This window comes from Sorangium sp. So ce836, from assembly GCF_028553905.1.
GTDB classification, from domain to species: Bacteria; Myxococcota_A; Polyangia; order Polyangiales; family Polyangiaceae; genus Sorangium; species Sorangium cellulosum_D.
The window spans coordinates 5,464,747-5,481,226 of record NZ_CP102233.1; the positions used below are offsets into that span (position 1 = coordinate 5,464,747).

The 16,480-nt window shown below is 65.5% G+C and carries 20 protein-coding genes; 4 read left to right on the top strand and 16 right to left on the bottom strand.

The window, feature by feature from the left end; translation table 11 throughout:
- Positions 1-7 precede the first annotated feature (7 nt).
- The 13 genes from NQZ70_RS19940 to NQZ70_RS20000 form a co-directional block, all read right to left on the bottom strand.
- Positions 8-871 carry a hypothetical protein gene (locus NQZ70_RS19940; RefSeq protein WP_129575628.1) on the bottom strand — a complete coding sequence of 288 codons (864 nt, stop codon included), beginning with the start codon at positions 869-871 and terminating at the stop codon, positions 8-10.
- Positions 868-1,260, bottom strand: coding sequence for a phage virion morphogenesis protein (locus NQZ70_RS19945; RefSeq protein ID WP_129575629.1), 393 nt, complete (start codon positions 1,258-1,260; stop codon positions 868-870). The genes NQZ70_RS19940 and NQZ70_RS19945 overlap by 4 nt, the downstream gene beginning before the upstream one ends.
- Complete coding sequence (locus NQZ70_RS19950) at positions 1,250-1,717, bottom strand: phage protein Gp36 family protein (protein ID WP_129575630.1); 468 nt, start codon at positions 1,715-1,717, stop codon at positions 1,250-1,252. Before NQZ70_RS19950 ends, NQZ70_RS19945 begins: the two co-directional genes overlap by 11 nt.
- Positions 1,718-1,721: 4 nt before the next feature.
- Positions 1,722-1,988 carry a hypothetical protein gene (locus tag NQZ70_RS19955; protein ID WP_129575631.1) on the bottom strand — a complete coding sequence of 89 codons (267 nt, stop codon included), beginning with the start codon at positions 1,986-1,988 and terminating at the stop codon, positions 1,722-1,724.
- Positions 1,989-2,041: 53 nt separating this feature from the next.
- Positions 2,042-2,962 carry a Mu-like prophage major head subunit gpT family protein gene (locus tag NQZ70_RS19960; protein WP_129575632.1) on the bottom strand — a complete coding sequence of 307 codons (921 nt, stop codon included), beginning with the start codon at positions 2,960-2,962 and terminating at the stop codon, positions 2,042-2,044.
- Positions 2,963-3,045: 83 nt separating this feature from the next.
- Positions 3,046-3,753, bottom strand: coding sequence for a hypothetical protein (locus NQZ70_RS19965; protein WP_207217896.1), 708 nt, complete (start codon positions 3,751-3,753; stop codon positions 3,046-3,048).
- 49 nt (positions 3,754-3,802) lie between these two features.
- Positions 3,803-4,846 (bottom strand): phage protease, encoded by a 1,044-nt coding sequence (locus tag NQZ70_RS19970; RefSeq protein ID WP_129575633.1) that lies wholly within the window; start codon positions 4,844-4,846, stop codon positions 3,803-3,805.
- 5 nt (positions 4,847-4,851) lie between these two features.
- The gene (locus NQZ70_RS19975) at positions 4,852-5,118 is read right to left on the bottom strand and encodes a hypothetical protein (RefSeq protein WP_129575634.1); all 267 of its coding nucleotides are present in this window, start codon (positions 5,116-5,118) and stop codon (positions 4,852-4,854) included.
- Position 5,119: 1 nt separating this feature from the next.
- Positions 5,120-5,872 (bottom strand): hypothetical protein, encoded by a 753-nt coding sequence (locus NQZ70_RS19980; RefSeq protein WP_129575635.1) that lies wholly within the window; start codon positions 5,870-5,872, stop codon positions 5,120-5,122.
- Positions 5,872-6,165 (bottom strand): hypothetical protein, encoded by a 294-nt coding sequence (locus NQZ70_RS19985; RefSeq protein WP_129575636.1) that lies wholly within the window; start codon positions 6,163-6,165, stop codon positions 5,872-5,874. The genes NQZ70_RS19980 and NQZ70_RS19985 overlap by 1 nt, the downstream gene beginning before the upstream one ends.
- Before the next feature lie 40 nt (positions 6,166-6,205).
- On the bottom strand, positions 6,206-7,423 hold the full coding sequence (locus NQZ70_RS19990; protein ID WP_129575637.1) for a DUF935 family protein: 1,218 nt from the start codon (positions 7,421-7,423) through the stop codon (positions 6,206-6,208).
- Positions 7,420-8,760 (bottom strand): terminase large subunit domain-containing protein, encoded by a 1,341-nt coding sequence (locus NQZ70_RS19995; protein WP_129575638.1) that lies wholly within the window; start codon positions 8,758-8,760, stop codon positions 7,420-7,422. The genes NQZ70_RS19990 and NQZ70_RS19995 overlap by 4 nt, the downstream gene beginning before the upstream one ends.
- A 21-nt stretch (positions 8,761-8,781) precedes the next feature.
- Positions 8,782-9,072, bottom strand: coding sequence for a hypothetical protein (locus NQZ70_RS20000; RefSeq protein WP_129575639.1), 291 nt, complete (start codon positions 9,070-9,072; stop codon positions 8,782-8,784).
- A 119-nt stretch (positions 9,073-9,191) separates the two neighbouring features.
- Here NQZ70_RS20000 and NQZ70_RS20005 point away from each other — a divergent pair, with 119 nt between their 5' ends.
- From NQZ70_RS20005 to tnpC, 3 genes are all read left to right on the top strand, one after another.
- Positions 9,192-9,605 carry a helix-turn-helix domain-containing protein gene (locus tag NQZ70_RS20005; protein ID WP_129572580.1) on the top strand — a complete coding sequence of 138 codons (414 nt, stop codon included), beginning with the start codon at positions 9,192-9,194 and terminating at the stop codon, positions 9,603-9,605.
- Positions 9,545-9,946: an IS66 family insertion sequence element accessory protein TnpB gene (gene tnpB, locus NQZ70_RS20010; protein ID WP_129572581.1), complete on the top strand. Its 402-nt coding sequence runs from the start codon at positions 9,545-9,547 to the stop codon at positions 9,944-9,946. The genes NQZ70_RS20005 and tnpB overlap by 61 nt, the downstream gene beginning before the upstream one ends.
- Before the next feature lie 276 nt (positions 9,947-10,222).
- Positions 10,223-12,259 (top strand): IS66 family transposase, encoded by a 2,037-nt coding sequence (gene tnpC, locus NQZ70_RS20015; RefSeq protein ID WP_165374010.1) that lies wholly within the window; start codon positions 10,223-10,225, stop codon positions 12,257-12,259.
- 523 nt (positions 12,260-12,782) lie between these two features.
- On the opposite strand, the gene NQZ70_RS20020 is transcribed toward tnpC, so the two are convergent.
- The 3 genes from NQZ70_RS20020 to NQZ70_RS20030 form a co-directional block, all read right to left on the bottom strand.
- Entirely contained in the window at positions 12,783-13,115 is a 333-nt protein-coding gene (locus tag NQZ70_RS20020; protein ID WP_207217897.1) for a hypothetical protein, read from the bottom strand.
- Positions 13,116-13,195: 80 nt separating this feature from the next.
- Complete coding sequence (locus NQZ70_RS20025; protein ID WP_129575641.1) at positions 13,196-13,750, bottom strand: hypothetical protein; 555 nt, start codon at positions 13,748-13,750, stop codon at positions 13,196-13,198.
- Positions 13,751-14,300: 550 nt separating this feature from the next.
- Positions 14,301-14,978 (bottom strand): hypothetical protein, encoded by a 678-nt coding sequence (locus NQZ70_RS20030; protein ID WP_129575642.1) that lies wholly within the window; start codon positions 14,976-14,978, stop codon positions 14,301-14,303.
- Between the two features lie 339 nt (positions 14,979-15,317).
- On the opposite strand from NQZ70_RS20030, the gene NQZ70_RS20035 reads away from it, so the two are divergent.
- Positions 15,318-15,710 carry a hypothetical protein gene (locus tag NQZ70_RS20035; RefSeq protein ID WP_129575643.1) on the top strand — a complete coding sequence of 131 codons (393 nt, stop codon included), beginning with the start codon at positions 15,318-15,320 and terminating at the stop codon, positions 15,708-15,710.
- Positions 15,711-16,480: the final 770 nt, after the last annotated feature.

Genomic DNA, 16,480 nt, shown 5'->3' on the forward strand with positions numbered 1-16,480 from the left:
GAAGCTTTCAGGTTGGGATCGGGATCGGGATCACCACGTCGGTCACGACGCTTGCTTCAGGAGTTCCAGGAAGAGGCCACTGCGCTTCCACCTGCTCGAAGGCAGGGAAGACGCGGCTCTCATGCTTCTCCAGGGAGCGGACCGTGCTGAACTGGATCCCGTAGATGTAGGCGGCGGAGGTCGAGACGATCCGGGACCGGGCGTTCACGAGGACCGGCTGGGGAGCCGTGAAGACCTCGCCATCGACGACGCTCTGCTTGTGGATGAGCTCGGAGGCGTCCTCCAGGATCTGAAGGGCCTCGGCCCGCCGGGTCTCGTCGCCGTCGGTCCTGGAGGCCACGACGGCGAGGACCCACCGCTCGCGGAGCAGGGTCGTGGTCCTGCCGACGTTCTCGTCGTCGTCGCTGCCGGACCAGACGAGCACCAGAGCAGGGAAGAGGCCCGCGCCCGTCTTGAAGAGGTCCTCGACGCCGGTCGACTCGTAGAGCCGGACCTGGGCCACGGCGCCGAACCCCACGGCCTGGGTGCCGCCGGTCATGCCGGGGGCGAGGACGATAGCCGTGGGCTGGAGGCCGGGGATGGCGGGGTCCCACCGGATGGTCGTTCCCGCCGCCAGGTTGACCCGCTGGCCGCCGAGGACCGACCGGATGGGCACGGAGGTCCCCCCGGCCGTGACGGTCGTCTCCGCGGTCGTCTTGACGAGCGTGAGGGGGTCCAGGGAGCCGCTCAGGATCCCGACCCCGTACGTGTTCCTCGGGAGGACGAGCGGCGAACTCGTCGCCGTGGCCGTCACCGAGCCCGTCGACACGTTCCCCGTGAGGGGTGCCAGGAGGCTCATGAGGCAGCGAGCCGCCCGGAGGATGCCGCTCACGAGACGAGCTCCTCCACGAGGACGTCGGCCGCCTTGTCGAGGGTGGCATTCGTGAGGACGTCCAGGAAGTCGCGGACTGGGACGCCATCGCCCTCGATGTGCTTCCGACCGTACGGGACGCCGGGGAACAGCTCCACGGAGTCTCCGGTCACGGTCATCTGGATCGACGCACGGAGGGCGCCCGAGTCCACGAGGATCTGCCTCACGGCCCCTCCACGACGATCCAGCGTCGAGGGAGCCAAGGGAGGCCATCCCGGGCCCCCCTGTTCGAACTTCTGGTCGATGGCGTCCCGGAGAACCTCGCCGGGCTTCTCAGGCGTGAGTGCCTGGGCACGATCGGCCAGCTCAGCGAAGACCCGACGGAGCTCGTCGAGGGGGTCACCAGCCATCGAGCTCCTCCGAGAAGGCAGCCGGCCGGACCAGGCTCTGGTTGTCGCCGGCTGCCTTCTCGACCCCCGAGCGGAGGTACGACTTGCCGAGCCGGTCCAAGGTGCGCTCCCCCCGGTCCCTGCGGTCTCCGTAGGGGTACTTGCCGTACCGGCCCTCTTTGAGATTGGGCTCGGCGCCGCCGAACTCGGCCCGCCGTTCCCCCATGAGGGACAGGGCGATGTCACAGACCGCGCCTTTGAAGAGCGGGTCCTGCGCGAGCTGGCCGATCTCGGTCAGGTCGAAGCTGTCCAGGAGGTACGCCTCGCTCCAGGCGCTCGCCTCCTGGATCAGCATCTCGACCACGGCCGGATCGGCCACGCCGTCCCCATCGTCGTCGCAGTACTGGGTCAGCGTGCGCGCACTGACCCTGTTGATGAGATCCTGCGAGGTGATGTAGGCCGGGGCGACGTAGGCCACAGGCTCAGCCGTTCTTCGAGGAGGCCTTCACCGGGCGGAGGATGAACCGCTCCTGACCCTTCTTCTCCAGGAGGACCTGGGGCACCGGGTAGCCGCGGGCATCGACCAGATCGCTCTGGAAGAGCACCTTCTCAGCCTTCAGGGCCTTCAGTTGGGCCTCGTCGAGATCCAGCTCGACCGGCTCACCGACCTCAAAGCATCGGTCGAGAGCGTGGTAGCGCGTGTGCCCCGGGTTCGGGAGCTTCAGGATGACTTCGTACTTCACGTTCATTCTTCCTCATGAAGGAAGAGGGAGCCTGGATCGCCAGGGCTCCCTCTTCAGGATCAGGCAACGGCCTTGGCAATCTTGTGCCAGAGGCCAAAGCCGGCCTCGCCACGGGCCGAAGCGCCGTACCGGAAGACGTTCAAGTTGAAGACGTTCTCCGAGTCCACCCGGTCCATGGCTACGAACTCGGGGGCCCGACGCTGCTGGAAGATGAAGGGCTTGATTCCGTCGCCCAGGCAGGCCACGTACCAGGCCGTGGGTTGAGAGACGAGCTCGGGGATGACGAGGAGCTCCGCGGTCCCCTTCTGGATGTTGGTCTCGGAGGCGGTACCCGCCGCGTTCGCGATCGTGTCGGCTTCGAGGATCTTCTTGCCAACGTCCGCGAGCTGGGGAGGGACGATCAACGTGTCCGGCATGATGCTGAGCGGTAGGCCGTTGACGTCGACCAGGGCCATCATCGCATTCCGTACCTCGCCGTAGTTGGTCGGGGTGAGGGCCTTGCCCGAGGCGTAGTAGTTGCTCTGCGTCGCCGAGGCCGGGTCGTCCTGGTCCACCGGGTGGCTGGCGCTGAAGAAGTTCTGGCCGTCGTACGTGGGCAGGCTCTGGCCGTTCAGGAGCAGGGGGGCGAGGAGGGCGTCGGGCCACTTGGCGACCGACTTCGCCATGTTGGTCAGGCGAGGGGTCGCGAAGATGCCGTACTTGTCGTCGTCGATCTTCTCCCGGGGGACCTCAAGGCTCAGCTCGAAGGTCCTGTTGACCAGGGTGAAGTCTCGCGCCTTGAGGTTCGCGTACTGGCGCTCCCCGATCCACTGGCGCATCTGGGGGACAACGGTCTCCCAGGCGTAGGTCTCCGACTCCCCGGTCGATGGGAACATCGTCGCGATCTTGCTCCACCAAGGCTTCGCGAGCTTCAGATCCTCGTTGAAACGAGTGTTGAAGCCAACGAACATCGCCTGGATGTTCGCAGAAGTGATAAGCATTTTTGATACTCCGAAGAAAAAGAAGTCCCGTCCCGCCTCCAACGAGGGAGGCGGGTTAAGCTCTTTGGGTTGTCGACCTCAGCTCAGCCGATCACGAGCCAATCGAAGGTGCAGACCGCCGTGTTGATGACCGCAGCCGACGTGTTCACCGCGTTCACCACGAAGCTGCCAGGCGTGCCAGGGGTCCGGTTCGCCGCAGGAACGTCGAGATCCGCGAAGCCCGTGAGGGCACCTGCTCCCGGGTCCTTCATCGTGACGATGATCCGGCTGCTTGCGGTGATGGCCGCCGTGCTGATGGTCACGGTGCCAGCCACCAGGGTCGCGGTCCCCGCCTGGATCGAGGGGACGGCGGCGGCCTGGGCGCCGATGGAGGGGGAGATCAGGACGTGGACGCCCGCCGAGTCGACCGCGATCACGATGCCGGCGCTCGAGCGAGAACCGGACCCGCTGGTCTTCGCCACGGTCTGGTCATCGACCAGCCAGCAGACCTTGTAGAGGTCGGCGACGGTGATCTGGTCGCCCGCGGATGAGTTGGCGAACAGGAAGACGCCCGGATGGACGAGGACGAGCTTCGCGCCGTCCGCGCCCGAGTTGGTGACCGTCTCCTGGGCCACACCCACGGCGATGAGACCCGCCGAGGTGGAGGCCGGGACGGCGTAGCCCGACGCGTTCTTGGCGACGATGCCGCCCTGAAAGATCGTCGTGGTGGTCGCGACCCCGAGGTGAAGCCTCTCGGGCAGGACGTGAGCGGAAGCCCGCTTCGTATCGCGGGCCTTGGTGAGCGCTGCCATGTAAGTAAACTCCGAAAGCTAAAGTCGTGAAGCTAAGAGGCGTTTCGAATCAGGGAGACGCGGTGAACGCCTTGCGAGCGAGGACCTCTTTGCCCTTCGCCATCTGGTCCGGCGTGAGGCCGAGCTTCTCGGCCATGGCCTTGTCTTCATCCGTGAGGGACACGAGCGGCTCCCCCGAAGGGGTGACGCTGGGAGGGACGAGGACGGGAGCCACCGAGAGGTACTCCCGGATGTCCTCCAGGGTCTTCTTCTCGAAGTAGGCCCGCTGGGCGGGAGCGATTTTGAAGGACCGGATGCCTTCCTCGATGAGCCCCTTCCGCTCGACCGAGAGCTTCTCGGCCTTGAGCGTCTCCACTTCCTTGGAGAGGGCCTCCACCGCGGCATCCCGGGCCGTGAGCTGGCGGCTGAGCTCCTCGACCTTGCTGCCCCAGTCGGTCGTCTCGATGAGGGTGGTGCCGGCCGCGAGGATGTTCGCCTTGGTCTCCTCGGCGGCCTTGGCGGCCTTCGATAGCTCCTCCTCCGCCGAGGCAAGCTTCTTGGTGATGGCCTCCACGGCCGCTGCGATCTCCTCGTCCGTCGCCTCGGCGGAGAGGCCGAGCAGGGACACAATCTTCTCTCTCATTGAATTCTCCAAGAACTCCAAGAGCGAGGCCGCCATGAGGGGCTGGGCCTCGTGGGTCGCCGGGATGTTGGTAAGGGCGACGTTGATGATGGTTGTGATCTCGCGGGACTCCGGGTCGTACTCAAACCATGGAGACACGTAGCGCCACTCGCGGGCAGCGATCTCCTTGGCGGCCTTGTCAGTCCACCGGATGCTCACGGCCCAGAGCTCTCCGCCTCTGACCTCCAGGGTGAACCAGCCAGCGGCCTTGCCGTCGTCGGAGAGGTTGGCCCCTACGGCCATCGCGTGGCCGTAATCGAAGGGCAGCTCGACCCCGTGCTCCTTGAAGGCCGCCATGACGGCGGTCGCGGAACGCTCCGAGAAGACGTATGTGCCCTTGGTCGTCTTGTTCTGCCCGGCCCTGAAGAGCCGGAGCTCGCTCGGGGGCTGGCCATCAAGGGAGACCAGGGAGAGGAGGGCACGTGTTCTCATGAAGCTCAGCCCGGGGGGATCCAGATCGGCGGGAACCAGCTCTCGTCGAGCTCGACCGGCACGTGATCACCCAGCGCCGGGTCGATCTCAGGGCCATAGGGGACGGCCCACTCGTCCCGGTCCGGGTGCTTCATGGGTTCGGCCCACGTCCGCGTGAGCACGATGACCTGGCCGTTCACGGTACCAGTAACCGGGTACCCGAGCAGGGCATCGACCTGGGCGATGAAACTGACTGCCGCGGACTCGCTGTCGAAGATTAGGTACAAGGACACCTCAGCGCGCCAGAAGGTAGGACGCGAGCTGCACCCTCTCCCCGGGCAAAAGGACGCGATTGTAGATAATGAACTCCCCGAGGTGCCCGCTGAAGCGGATCCCGCCACCGCCCGTCCCGCCGAGAATGAGCGCGCCAGGAGCTTGCCCGGGAATGCTGCTCGTAATCGTCGTCGCTGGAGCGAGTACCTCGGCATCGACCTCCATGGTCGCGTTCGTGATGTCGTTTTGCAGAAGGCCCGGGACGCAGATGACGAACGCATGGAGCGCGCCGTCCGACTGCTTCGCGGTGGCATTGAAGTAGCGGTAGTTCCCCGACCCGCTCATGATGAGAGGCCGCGAGCCGTCGAAGCAGAGCCCCAGGAGCGGGTACGTCGTCGTGGCCGTATCAAAGACACGGTTCTGCGTCGTCTTCGTCGCGGAGAACGCGAACGCGTAGGTGCGCGTGGTCAGCGATGACGGCGAGGGAGCCGTCATAAACGTCAAGCTCCCATCAAAGAGGAGGCTCGGCTTCCCACCGAGCCCGTCAGGAGTCCACGTCGGCTGTGCTGACCCCGATGCCTGGACCGCATCCCCGCCGCCGCTGCCGAAGTTCTGCCAGAGCGCGACCTTGGAGCCGGAGAGCACGAGGCCGCGGTCTGCCCGAAACCAGTGGGTGAGCCCGGAGAGGCGCCGCGGGTCGAAGGGAGTGGAGAGCAGTCGGACGCCGCCGAAGAGGTCCAGGTGCCCCGCTGAGCCGATCAGCCTCGTCCGCATCAAACGACGAGGACCCGAAGCTTTTGGTTGGCCGACCCGGAGATCGCGTAGACCTTGCTGGCGTCGGCGAGCTCGATCGAGATCGACCCGCCGGGGATGAGGATGACCCCCGTTGAGGCCGTCACCCCGGCCGCGCCGATGTAGACGTCCGCCGTGTTGGAGGCCGGCGCCTGAATCAGGATGCCCGTGGAGGCTCGGGTGGCTGTCCCCGTGATGGCGGCAGCCGTGCCTGTAGGAACGGAGACCTCGGGGAGACTGAGCGGGGTTACGTGGAGGAAGTCGGGGCCGATCACACTACCTACCCGGTAGGTGCGGCGGGCGGGTCAACGCGGGTCAAGTCGGGGTCTGGGTCTCGTCGAGAACAGGAACGCCGTGCCGTTCGGCCACGGCTCGGAAGTCGACGCGGACCGGGGAGCCATCCGCCTTGCTGGCGTCCACGAAGGTCTTCGTCGCCTGCATCTCCTCTGTCTTGTTCGCGGGCGGAGATGTGTCCCACTTGGGAAACGGGGCGAGGTTCTCATCGCCGAAGTTGAACCTGACCCAGGGCTTCAAGAGATGGTTCCTCAGCGTCGTGCTGAGCGAGGTGACGACACCCCGGATGATGCTTGCGAGGATGCGCTCGTGAACGGAGGCAGCGGCGTAGGACCCGCCCTTGACCTCCGTCGTTAGGTTCTGGCCGAGGATGCGGATGGCGATGGAGGTGTCGCAGCTCTTGATGAGCCTCTCGAAGCCCTCCCACGCCGAGCGCTCATCCTGGAGGAGCTCCAGGTCGTAGTTGAGGTCAACGTCGCCCTCCTTCTTTTGGGGGAGGAGGATCATCGCCTCACGGGCGAGCTTCCTGACCTTCTCGACGAAGGCGGCGATCTCCGGGTCCTTCGCCCCGTGGGGGACGCGGAGGAGCTTCATCGGGCTGCCGTACGCCTCTGACCAGCGAGGCCAGTCCCGGTACTTCGTGTTCGTTCTGATGAGCCAGGGGAAGGCAAGGCTCCGGATGGCTCCGCGCATCCAGCCCCGCTCGTAGCCGCCTGAGCAGTGGACGATCCACTGGCCTGTTCCGCCGACGAGATGAACCAGCCCCTCCTCGACGGTCATCTTGAAGAGCCGCTCAGCCCAGTCCCAGTAGGCGTACCCGGGATCGAAGATCTCGACCTCGCTGGGGGTCCATCTGTCGCCTGAGGAGGACCACTTGATCTGGGCGGGAGCGAGGCCGAGCAAGAAATCCCAGCGGAGAAGCTTTTCCAGCGTCGACTCGGGAAGGGCGGCGTCCCACCAGGTGCGGGCCTCCTCGGCCACGGCCTCCGCCTGGGCGTTTCCTGTCTCGGCCGGGTCCAGGCAGAAGGGAAGCCCGAGGATCCCTTGGTTCCGCTGCTCAAGGCAGCCCTCGATCCACTCATCCCGGCCGAGGGCTTCGGCCAGGCGAGCCGAACGCGCGAGGTTGCCCTCCTCGTGTTCGTTGAGGGTGTTCCTGATCTCCTGAACCGACCATGAGGAGATGGGCAGGATCTGGTACGGGTGGTAGACCGTGGTCGGCGTGAAAGGAAGCTCACTCATAGGGAGTATCCAGGGAGCAAGGACTGGAGCCGGTTAAGGGTGGAGAGCTTGGGGGGCTCCCGGTACTGGACGAGCAGCTCGGTCATCGCCCAGACCATGGCGTCGAGGCGATCGGGGCTCTTGCCGACCTTCGGGATCCAGCTCGTGAGCTGTTGCTCAAGTTTGATGTGGGTTCCGACGAACCTCACCTTGCCCTTTTGGGTCAGGGCTGCGACCGGGAGGGCACGCCGCTCCTTGTCCGTCGTGGCCTGGACTCCCTTGAGATATTGAAGAGAGTCGGGGTCGACCATTCTGAAGATCTCCAAGATGAAGCCGGCCCCGTGGTTGCCCTCGTAGATGATCTGGCTGGCGACCCACCGCTCCCGGGCATCCAGGGCGATCCGAACCCAGTCAGCCGGGGTCGTCCTCTTGGAGAGGTCTTCAAGGACGTAGCCACGGTCGTCTTCTCCGAGGCCGGCCACCACGATGCCGCATTCGCAGGCCTCCTCCTTGGCGGACGAGCTGGGATCAATGGCGACAACTACCCTCTTGAAAGCCGGATGACGGTCAACCCGGGCCGAGTCGATCCATGCCTTCTTCCAGAGGGCGCCCGGGTTCTCCCCCAGGAGCTGGCCTTCGAGCTCCTGCTGGCCGAGGTCGGTGCCGAGGAGGGTCTCCTTCAGGTAGTCGAGCGTGGGCTTGGCGAGGTTCGCCGAGTTCTCGAAGGTCGAGCCGCTCGTGAGGACCGTGCTCTCCTGGTCGAGCAGGGTGTGGAAGAACGGCAGCGGTCTCGGGGTCGTCGTGAGGATCGCTCGGGGCTCGGCTCCAAGGCGGAGCCCGGGGACGAGGAGGGACCAGAGCTTGTCGAGGTGCGGGTAAGCCGCGGGCTCGTCGAGCCATGCCAGATCGTGCTGGGGACCACGGAGGCGCTCTGGCTCCTCGGCCGAGAAGGTGGTCGCGATCGCCCCGTTCCTGAAGGTGATCCGTCTCTTGGAGGGCTCGTAGAGGGGCCTCTGGGCATGTGGGAAGACGCTGAGGAGGCCAGACTCCCCCTCGACCATGACGTCGCGTACGTCGGCCGCCGTGGGTCCTACGAGGGCGACCCGCTTGTACTTGCCCGAGTCGACCAACTCACGGACAGACTCTGCGGCGGTCCGGGTCTTGCCAAAGCCGCGTCCGGCAAGACAGCCCCAAACGAACCAGTGGCCGGGAGGGAGTCGTTGCTTCGGCCGAGCCCAGAAGTCCCATCGATAGATCAGCCGGAGCTTCTGGTCCCTGGTGAGGGAACCGAGGAACTCCCGCCGCTCGGCGTCGGTGAGGGAGGCGAGGGTCTCGGCGGGAGACTTTCCCTCCGGCATGTGGAGCCGGGCCCGCATGGGTCAGGCACCCGCCGCCTCCAGGTGCTCGATCCGGTCTCGAAGATCGCGAACCTGACGCTCCAGGTCGTCGACCCGATCAGACAGCCCGCTCTCCGGGCTCATGAGGCTCTCGATGGCCGATCGGGGGATGAGCCACCGGTTGCCGACCCGCCGGTGGATGGTCGTCCCCGTCCGCTGCTCCACGCTGGCGATGAGGCGGCGGACCCGGACCCGCTGGGCCTTGGGGCTGCCCTCGTAGCGAAGGAGCTGGGCGACCTGCCGGCAGGTGAGGAGGGGCGCGTCAACGGTCACGGCGGACCTCCTGGAAGTAGCCGCTCCGCAGACCGCGTCTTTCCCCTGGCCAGCTTCGGTTGCACGCTACGCGACGTCCGATGAGGGGCGTGCCCTCGCCGAGCGAAGAGGAGCGTGCGATGCCAGGAAGCAGAGAGCTGGTGCAGCTGCGTGCGGAGCTGTCGAGGTATCGTGAGAAGAAGAGCCGTGGGAAGTACCCGAGCGAGCTGCGAGACCGAGCCGAGGCGTACGCCAGGGAGCGTTCCCGGGCGGGGGCGACGCCGGCCGAGATCGCCACGGAGCTCGGTGTCCACAAGATGACTGCCGACCGATGGGTGGCTGGCGGTGAGCGCGCAGATGATGGTGCGTTGCCAGCGACCACCAAGGCGGCTCAGCATGTTCCGTTCCTACCCGTCGTGGTGCGCCCGGAGCGCCGAGAGGCGCCGCCTTTGCGGCTCAACGTCGCATTTACCGATGGGACGCGGATGCAGGTATGTGGGATAGGCGCGCGCGACCTCGTGGAAGCGATCGAGGCGTTGCGGAGGGGGCAGTGACCCCCGCGACGATAGCCGTGTATCTGGCCGTCGGTCCAGTGGACTTGCGTGGCGCGTTCGACCGGCTCGCCGCGATCACCCGGCAGGTGCTGTGCCTGGACCCAGCCAGCGGCGCGCTATTCTTGTTCTTCAACAAGAGGCGCAACCGACTGAAGGCACTTTGGTGGGACCGCAACGGGTATACAATTCTATACAAGCGTTTCTCGAAGGGTGCATTTGCTCTGCCCTCGTTCACCGAGGCTGACGGCAAGTGTATCGAGCTGTCAGCACAGGACTTCGCGCAGCTGCTCGCTGGTCTACCCGTGGAAGAGCTGGCAAGCCGCCGCCGGCTGGTCCACTGAGGCGTCTGCGCCGGCGCTCGTCCACCACGCTGCCGGCGCCAGCGCGGCCCGATGGCGGCCGGCTCAGCCTGATACGGAGCCGGCTCAGCCTGATGCGGAGATGGAGCAGGGCGCGAGTTGCATCCTCCCGAAGACCTCGCGAGAGCGCGGCGTCGAGGGCGCACCATGTTTGCCCCGCGTTCCCATTTTCAACAAAGGATTCTCATCAAAAACAGCCAAAAGTGCCTGCGTAAGGTACTTGCCAGGAGCCAGCGGAGGGGGCATCCATGGCGCGCCTTGACACGACCCGGTGAGACCGAGCTCCCGCAGGCGGCGGAGACAGAGCGCCTTGACGGCACGGCGCTCGTGCTCGGCTATCTTCAGGCCAGGGGACAAGGACAGGGGAGCCCCGCCGACCCCGCGTCGGTGGTCGACGCGCTGCTCCGGCGGGTGCAGGAGCTCGAGGCGAAGCTGGCCGAGCTTTCGACGGCGGAGCAACAGGCCCAAGAGCTCGCTCGCTCTGTCGAGTCGCTCAAGGCGTACAATCAACAGCTGCAGGAGACGATTCGGACGTTGGAGATCGGGTTCCGGCGCCACGTCTCCGAGCAGATCTCGCCTGACCAGCTGCGGCTTTCGCTGGCCGGCGAGCCAGACGCCTGTCCGGCTCAAGCTTCGTCGCAGGCCGAGACCCACAGCGCCTCGCCTGAGGCGGATCGGAGCGACGGCAGCATCCCGCCGCCGGGCCTCGCGAGCCCGGCGGAGCGTGGGGGGACCGCAGAGTCCTGCTCCAGCTCGGATCCCGGAGGTGGCAAGCGAGTTCAGCGCCACGAGCACGGGCGCCGTCGCATCGGTGTCATCCCGAGGGTGATCATCGAGACGCTGCCGCCGGAGGTGCTGCTCCAAGGTAGCGAGCGCTTCGAGCGTGTGGGCGTCGAAGACAGCTCGGTGATCGGCCACCGGCGCGGCGGCCCCGTGGAGATCGTCTGGCGTCGCCCCAAGTACGTGGCCAAGGCGGAGGCACCGGCGGCGAGCCGCGGAGCGGGCGAGGAGCCTGCTTCTTTGCCAGCCGCAGAGCCGGCCTTCAAGCGCGAGCTCGACGAGCCCCTCGTCGTGCGGGAGCACGAGCTCTTGGGGATCCCCGCGGACACGGGCTTCAAGCAAAGCCCCTTCGTCGACGGCGTCCTCGTACGCTACACGCCCGAGTCGGACGCTGCGGAGGACAGCGGCGGACCTGTGAAGATCGCCTCGCTGCCGGAGCGCCCGATCGCCAGATGCCTTGCCGATCCGAGCCTCTTGGCCCACCTGTTCGTCCACAAGCTCGACTACCACATGCCATACTACAGGCAAGAGGTGGAGTCGGAGCGCCACGGCTTCCGCATTGGCCGCGGCAACATGACACGCTGGCAGTACGACTGTGGCGGCATTGCGATGCGCATCGCCGATGCCATCTGGAGCGACGCGCTCTCGCGGTCGTGGTTCGCCATGGATGCGACGGGCACCGCCATCCGGGCCAAGGACAAGCACCGCTATGGGCATGTCTTCGTCCTCGTCGCGCCGGGCGATGGGGTGCTGTTCCGCTATACACCGACGTACGACGGTCCCACCGTCGCGAAGCTCTTCGGCGGCTACCAGGGGACGCTCGTCGCCGATGCCTCGGCCAACCACAACGTGCTGTTCGGGCCGGGCAAGGCGCGCGAGGCCGGCTGCTGGAGCCATGCACGAAGGCGCTTCTTCAAGGCGTTCAAGGCCGGGGCGGGCAAGGATGCGGCGTTCGCGCTCCAGGCCATCCAGGCGCTCTTCCGCGTCGAGGAGGAATGCGCCCTGTGCAGCCCGGACGAGCGTCTCGAGATCCGGCAGCGCGAGTCCGCACCGCTGATTGAGAAGCTCTTCGCCTGGGTCGAGGCGCAGCGGCAGGTCGTCCCGGAGCATTCGCCGTTGCGCGAAGGGCTGGTCTATTTGCACAACCAGAGGGAGGCGCTCTGCGAGTTCCTCTCCAACGGGGAGGTCCCCATCCACAACAATGCCAGTGAGAGGGCTCTGCGCCGCGTCGTCAAGGGACGACGCAACTGGCTCTTCCACGGCAGCGACGAGCATGCTGTCCGGGCCTGTGCCGTCACGTCGCTCATCGCGACCTGCCAGATGCACGGGCTCGACCCCGAGCTGTACTTGCAGGAGATCCTGACCGTGGCTCCGAGCTATCCGCTCAGCCGCATCCTCGACCTGAGTCCCAAGAACTGGGTCGCGACGCGACAACGCCTCATCGCCGAGGGGCGGCTCAAGTACCTGGACCTGGCTCGGATCTCCGGCTCGCGGCTCGTCTTCCGCGACCGCTGATCGCGCCGCGTCGCCCGCTTGCGTCGCGCCCACAGTGCTCGTTGCGTCCGGAGCGGCCGAGCCAGGCGCGCGTCCTTTCCGCGTCCGCGCCGAGGTGCGTCGGCTCGTCGAGCCGGTGCTGTCGTCGCTTCGCCCCGCCACCGTCGAGCTCGTCTCGACGGGGCGCCTTCGGTTCGCTTCGCTTCGGCGCTGCTTGTCCGCGCCTCGGGTCGGCCGCCGTTCGCCCACCTCCTCCGCCGACGGCTGGGCGGCGGTCTTGCGGCGCCGCACGCCGGCGGCCTCGGCCGCTCCTGCGCGCTCCTCCTCCTGCTCAGCCGCGCGACGCGGGCGTCCCTTCGCCCTGGCGGGGGCGTCCTCGCGGCCTTGCCATGCGACCTGCGGTGCTGACAGCTTCAGCACCGCTGTCGTCAGGCTCGGGACTTCGACGCCTGCATCCCCGCTCCGTCGCTTCGTCATCGCACCGCGACTGTACGCACGGGGCCGCCTTCCACAAGCACGCTTCGGAACGCGCTCTGCGGAGCGGCTACTCCTGGAAGGCCTTCACGGCAGCCCTCAGCTCCTGGCGGGCCTTGTCCCGGAGCTCCAGGAGGGTGGGGTCCCGGCGGGCCACGAGGCTCAGGAGCTGGCGCTGCTCGTGGTCCAGGAGGACGAGGCCGGTGACCTCGGAGAGGGCAGCGGCGAGCTGCGGGTGGTGCTGGCGATGGGTCAGGGCTGCCCGAAGGGCCCGGACCTGTCGGGTCGGCAGGTGGCTCAGCCGGCGTCCGATGTCCCGGTGACGGGCCACGTCGTCGAGGAGCTCGTCATCGACGTGGGCCTCCGGATCGGAGACGCCGCCGGAGACCCCCGACATCATCAAGTTGACGAAGCTTCCGAAGTTGGATCGGGCTCCGGGAGTTGAATTAAAGAACCAGGATAGCTCCTGCTGTGCGTTGAAGTTCACGAGCCCTGTCCCTCCTCAGGGTCGCCAGGGCTCTCGACCCGCTGGGAGAGCTTGGCGATCTTCTGGTTCAAGATCTCGTCTACATCTTTAATCTGATCTTCATCTACGCTAAGGCCGGCGATTTTAATCTTGAGTGCGAGGGCTCGGAGATGAAGCTCTTCAAGGCGGAGGTAGAGTGATGGGGTCATCCGCTTGGCTTTTGGCAAGAGAGCCCAGACCTCATCGGCTCGGGAGGCGTAGAGCCTACGGCGTTCCTCAAGGGCATCGAGGTCGAGGGCCGCATCCTTGGCCGCCTCCAGCTCCAGGGCAGAACGGACCGCTTCGGCCGAGATCCGATCCCTGTAGGCCCGCTCCGAGGCTTCCTGCGAGGAGGCTCGGGAGATGAAGGCCTCCTCGTTCAGGATCTTGGATCGCCAGGCACACCCGGTCCCATGAGAGATCTCGATCCCATGGGTCTCGCGCAAGTAGTCCCGGAGACGACGGACCGTGTACCCCTCATCGAGAAGGGGCTTTAATTCGTCGGCTAGTTCTTGAGTGAGCTGCCCTGCCATGTAGCAAGGCAGGTCATAAAATCATTAACGCAATCTCGGCCGGCGCAAAGGAGGAAGCCGCTGGCTGCGAAGGGCGCGTGCCCGAGCTGCAAGAGCAAGGGAGACCGTGAACACCCCGGACCGGTACCGCTGCACCGTGGAGACGGAGAGGCCGAGATAGCGAGCGGTTGAAGTTGGGCCCCCGAGGTGCTCCACGAGCCCGCCGAACTCCTCCGGACCCATGGGCTCAGCGATCGGTACTGCGGACGTGATCTTGGCCCAGCTCGTCGAGGAGGGGCTCGCGGTGCCGCGGAGCCAGGACCGGATCGTGTACCGGGCGACGCCACTGGCCGCCACGGCCTCGGACATGCCCCCGAGGCGGTCGATGTGGGCTCGGATCTCGTCAATTGAAGGCGGCATAAGGTCAGCCCAGTATACCTGACCGGATGGTCATGGGTCTAGGGTGACCCACCCTGACCGGAGCTGACCGCCGGTCGATAGGCTGACCCGAGCGTGACCTTACGGGTTGACCGAGAGGTTGACCGGGGGAGGGAGGGGGGAGGAAGACTGGTCAGGGGACGAGGGCGATATCCTGAGCAAGCAGATACGCGGCTTTTACCCAGCTTACCATCTCTTGAGCGCCGACTACGGTGGCGAGGGCGTTCTGTGGCTCGTGAACGTACCGATTCCTGAACGAAATCATGGGCAGCAGTGTGTTCGCGACGCAGGGCGTCAGCGTTATCGAGAACACGCCTGAAATGGCCTTGGCCCACGTCGCTCCATCCGCGAAGACCGATGGCTTCACAGCACGGAGTAACGCGTTCATAATGGCATCAGGTTTCTTCGGTGGAGAGCCTAATGTGGTGATCCGTGCGATGAGGGTGGGCCCGTGGTGGGCAATAAAGGCAGGCGTGAGCCGTGCCTTTCCTTGTTCCGTGATGAATTCCTCTAGCAGCGAACACATGTGTGTTGCGACTATGCCAGCCAGTCGTGCCGGGCTGCGGCCCCCTACCGTCTGAACCCAGCGAACGGAACGCGAGGGGACCTTCTTCGCCAACGACCCGTTTGCCTGAATCTCCGCAAACGCATGAATGTAGATACCTACGATGTGAAGGACGTCGCTGGCCGCATCGTCGAGGACTTGAAGACGCGCTCGTGTTGCGGGTGGAAGAGCTTGAACTTGGGTCTTACGGATCTCAAGGAGTTCGTCAATTTCTGCTTCGTATTTAGGCTCCCAGTGCTTGACCATGGCGTCACCTAAAACTGTCTCAGGGGGCGTGTCTGTAGCCCACGAGTGGACGGAACAGCGGGACGATCAAGGCAGAGTTCTATGCCCTCCCCATGGACCATCGCGGAAGACGGCCTGGAGCTTATCCCTAACTACCTGTTTGCTTGTGCAGCGGTGCGTATCCCCGTGAATGGTAAGGAGGATGACTCCCTTATCGTCGTAGGACATCATCATCCACTCGAAGTTTGCGAAGGTCGCGGAGCCAGAGTGGAAAGTACCGTCGCGGTTGAAGGCAGCCCAGGTCGACGTGCCCTCGAAGGCGATGCGTATCGGCGGTGATTCGGGAGGAGTGGCGGTCATGTGGCCGCCCATACGACGGGCCCGATCGGGCTGGAAGCCCCTTCAGGCGCCAGAGAAGACCCCCGGGACGCCCAGCTCGTGGGCGAGCCCGTCGACTCCGCGGATGAACGTCACCTGAAGGTCCTCGGCCCGCTCGGCAAGGTCCGGGTCCTGGGTAGCCCGGCGCAAGACGCGGAGGACCCGAACCATGATCAAGGGCGTCAGGATAAGGCCGAGGTCGGCCGCCAGGGCTTCGGGCGGCTCGTCGCCATCGGGAAGCTCGTCTTGGGAACCTTCGGGGAGCTCGTCACCTCCGGACCTCTCGGGAGCCACATCATCATGAGCATCAAAAGCAGTCTCATCGCACATAAGTCACCTCGAACGTCGAGGTACCGTGATGAATCAGAGCGATGATTTCAAGGGAAATTGAAGAACGACGTCAATTAAATATTGCGTGGTTCGCCCGAAAACCTGATCCCGGGATCAGGTTTTCGGACGAGCCGAGCGGATGGACAAAAGAAGACGGCCCGGAGTCGAACCTCCCCGGGCCGTCAAGTGTGGAGAGCGTACGTTACGGACGAGGGATCCTACACCGGGGTGAGACCGATATCTGAAGAATCAGACATCGGTCATGGTAGACGACTCGGTCAGCGGAAAACCTGATCCGCGGGATCAGGTTTTCCGTTCGATGTAGGACAACGTGTGATTGTAAGGGGCGACGCGCTGCCGGGACGCCGACCCACGGGTGGAGGGGGTCCTGTCCGAAAACCTGATCCGCGGGATCAGGCTTTTGGTTCTTTGCATAGTAGTTCATCTAACCGCATTGGACTCTTCTCCGGTTACGGTTACGGTTACAGTAGGGGTCACAAGACATTTGATCTCCATTTTTCAGGGGGGGGGATCATCGATGTACCTCCCCCCCTGAAAAATGGATCTCATAAGAGTGCAGAGGGGGATCGTAACCGTAACCGTAACCGGCCCACCGGGCCGAGCGGTTCCCGCGGACGCCGGAAAATCTGATCCCGGGATCAGGTTTTCCGAGGTGGTGCCAAGGCGCCGTGGCCGAAGGGCGGGTGGAGGCTCTGAATGGAAGCGTCGACCCTTCCCCGGCCGTCGCCGAGGACCGAGCCGATGGACGGGGACCCGAAAACCTGATCCCGGGATCAGGTTTCCGGGACGGCGGA

Coding starts and splice junctions, on each gene's coding strand:
- NQZ70_RS19945 (WP_129575629.1), bottom strand. CDS start 1,260: ATGGCTGGTGACCCCCTCGACGAGCTCCGTCGGGTCTTCGCTGAGCTG.
- NQZ70_RS19955 (WP_129575631.1), bottom strand. CDS start 1,988: ATGAACGTGAAGTACGAAGTCATCCTGAAGCTCCCGAACCCGGGGCAC.
- NQZ70_RS19960 (WP_129575632.1), bottom strand. CDS start 2,962: ATGCTTATCACTTCTGCGAACATCCAGGCGATGTTCGTTGGCTTCAAC.
- NQZ70_RS19965 (WP_207217896.1), bottom strand. CDS start 3,753: ATGGCAGCGCTCACCAAGGCCCGCGATACGAAGCGGGCTTCCGCTCAC.
- NQZ70_RS19970 (WP_129575633.1), bottom strand. CDS start 4,846: ATGAGAACACGTGCCCTCCTCTCCCTGGTCTCCCTTGATGGCCAGCCC.
- NQZ70_RS19980 (WP_129575635.1), bottom strand. CDS start 5,872: ATGCGGACGAGGCTGATCGGCTCAGCGGGGCACCTGGACCTCTTCGGC.
- NQZ70_RS19990 (WP_129575637.1), bottom strand. CDS start 7,423: ATGAGTGAGCTTCCTTTCACGCCGACCACGGTCTACCACCCGTACCAG.
- NQZ70_RS19995 (WP_129575638.1), bottom strand. CDS start 8,760: ATGCCGGAGGGAAAGTCTCCCGCCGAGACCCTCGCCTCCCTCACCGAC.
- NQZ70_RS20005 (WP_129572580.1), top strand. CDS start 9,192: ATGCCAGGAAGCAGAGAGCTGGTGCAGCTGCGTGCGGAGCTGTCGAGG.
- tnpB (WP_129572581.1), top strand. CDS start 9,545: ATGTGGGATAGGCGCGCGCGACCTCGTGGAAGCGATCGAGGCGTTGCG.
- NQZ70_RS20025 (WP_129575641.1), bottom strand. CDS start 13,750: ATGGCAGGGCAGCTCACTCAAGAACTAGCCGACGAATTAAAGCCCCTT.
- NQZ70_RS20030 (WP_129575642.1), bottom strand. CDS start 14,978: ATGGTCAAGCACTGGGAGCCTAAATACGAAGCAGAAATTGACGAACTC.